The sequence below is a fragment of the Vibrio sp. 970 genome, from assembly GCF_033339075.1.
Map to the genome: position 1 here is coordinate 1 of NZ_JAWOTW010000851.1, position 511 is coordinate 511.

The window sequence follows — 511 nt, forward strand, 5'->3', positions numbered from 1 at the left end:
TTTCGAACATGACTTCATGCTCAATCTGTCTGAGCGTGTTTAAAAATGCATCATGATTTTTTACTCGATACTTTAACTCGACTTCAAACTGCCCTTGGAAATGCGCGTCACTCACCACTCGCCTCTACTACATAAACGTCGAAAGGAGCCGAATACTACACTCAAAATCTTAATCGTGTTGTGGCAATACACTCAGCTTGCGCATTTAGTGCTTTCGAAACACCCAGATTGGGCCGATTAATAAGAACTGTAGGTCCTCAAAAAAGGATGGCTTTTTGCCCTCGATTTTGTGCCCAATGAACTGAAGAATCCACAAAGCGCCAAACAGCAGCATAGAAATGTGTAAGACGGGTAGCTCTAGAATCTCCAACGACCAAATCAAACCAATGCACGCTAACGTGTAACCGAGCATCATCATGAACACACTGAGAGATAAACGGAAGTAAAAGACCCAAACAGGAATGACAGCGAACCAAACCCAGTTGCGCTGAAAACCTAAGATTGAAAGTTG

The 511-nt window shown here is 43.1% G+C and carries 1 protein-coding gene and 1 pseudogene; both read right to left on the reverse strand.

All coding sequences use genetic code 11. The features are described 5' to 3' along the window. Window positions 1-118: pseudogene (locus R7Q11_RS29540) on the reverse strand (adenylate cyclase); the annotation flags it as partial. Window positions 119-205: 87 nt separating this feature from the next. Then, window positions 206-511 (reverse strand): Mpo1-like protein (locus tag R7Q11_RS29545; protein WP_225467384.1); only part of this gene is annotated, 306 nt, incomplete at its 5' end.